Here is a 1,796-nt window from a genome sequence, read left to right as displayed (position 1 = left end):
GCGCCAGGTTCAGGGTACCGGCATTGACGTTGACGCTGCCCACACTAGAGCCCGTGCCACTCAAGGTGAGTGTCCCGATGCCATTCTGATTCAAGGTTCCCGCCCCGCTGATGGTAGCCGCTACGTTGAGCACACCGCTACGATTCACCGTCAGCGCCGCACCGCTGGCGATGCTGATGGTGTCACCACTATTCACACCCATGGCGCCATCCGCACCGCCGCTGCCAATCTGCAAGGTACCGGCGCTGATCGTGGTGGTGCCGCTATAGGTGTTGTCGCCCGAGAGGATCAAGGTATTGCTGCCAGTCTTGGTCAGCCCACCACTCCCGCTGATCACCCCTGCAAAGGTAGAAGCCTCACTCTCATTATTGGCCGTCAGTGTCGCCCCGCCCAGCAACACGTTGCCGCCACCGCTCAGATTGTTGGCCGTTTGCGCATAGTTATGCAGATCCAGCGTCGCGCCAGTGTCAACCGTGACCGCGCTGCTGCTGGCAAAGGCATCCTCAATCCCGGTCTGCAAGGTACCTGCCTCGATGTTGGTCGCTCCATCGTAGGTATTCTGCGCCGACAGGATCAAGGTCCCTAGTCCAGCCTTGGTCAGGGTCTTGCCATCCCAGCTCCCGACGCTATTGGCACTTTCATCATTGAGGATGACATCGACGTTAAAGCTATCCCCAACATTGGGCAGCGTAAAGACGCCGTTACTCTGACTGGCAGCGGCCATCCAGCTCAGCTGGAAGCCAACGTTGTAGTTATTGCCCGACTTGCCGCCAGCGATGATCAGATAGTCGACGGGGCTATCAGGCGCCGTCAGATTGACACCCGTAAAATCGCCGCTGATACCGCTCGAGGTCTGGATCAGGGTGTGTTGGCTACTGATCAAGCTGCTCGCTGTCCCCGGGGGATTACCGAGCCTCCCGATGTCGTCCAGCGTCACGTTGAGCTCGCCGCCCAGGTTGGCGCTGCTGGCAATGATCTCGGGCCCGGCACTGCTGATAGACAGCGCCAGCGTGCTGTTCGCGGCCTGCGTGAAGCTGCCACCGACGTTTAGCGTGGCACCGGCGGCAAGTACCGTCGTGGCACCGGTCGCCGTGCTGTAGTTGCCCGTGACATTCAACGCCCCGGTCTGCGCCAGATTCAGGGTGCCAGCATTGACGTTGACCGTGCCGACCGTCGAACCAGCACCGCTCAAGGTGAGTATGCCGCTGCCATTCTGATTCAAGGTTCCCGCCCCGCTGATGGTAGCCGCTACGTTGAGCACACCGCTACGATTCACCGTCAGCGCCGCACCGCTGGCGATGCTGATGGTGTCACCACTATTCACACCCATGGCGCCATCCGCACCGCCGCTGCCAATCTGCAAGGTACCGGCGCTGATCGTGGTGGTGCCGCTATAGGTGTTGTCGCCCGAGAGGATCAAGGTATTGCTGCCAGTCTTGGTCAGCCCACCACTCCCGCTGATCACCCCTGCAAAGGTAGAAGCCTCACTCTCATTATTGGCCGTCAGCGTCGCCCCGCCCAGCAACACGTTGCCGCCGCCGCTCAGATTGTTGGCCGTTTGCGCATAGTTATTCAGATCCAGCGTCGCGCCAGTGTCAACCGTGACCGCGCTACTGCTGGCAAAGGCATCCTCAATCCCGGTCTGCAAGGTACCTGCCTCGATGTTGGTCGCTCCATCGTAGGTATTCTGCGCCGACAGGATCAGGGTCCCTGCCCCTTGCTTGGTCAGGGTCTTGCCATCCCAGCCAGAGGTCGTACCCTGGGCTTGATCTCCCAGCACCACATCAACGTCAAAG

At 60.5% G+C, this 1,796-nt stretch carries 1 protein-coding gene; it reads right to left on the bottom strand.

Features of this window, described 5'->3' with window-relative positions; genetic code table 11:
- On the bottom strand, positions 1 to 1,796 hold a 1,796-nt coding region (locus FHW66_RS20670), incomplete at both ends, for an autotransporter-associated beta strand repeat-containing protein (protein WP_183381711.1).

This window comes from Herbaspirillum sp. Sphag64 (assembly GCF_014192645.1).
In the GTDB taxonomy this organism is placed as follows: Bacteria; Pseudomonadota; Gammaproteobacteria; order Burkholderiales; family Burkholderiaceae_D; genus Herbaspirillum.
The sequence above is the reverse complement of the archived record's forward strand: the minus strand, read 5'-3'. Positions and strand labels throughout refer to the sequence as shown.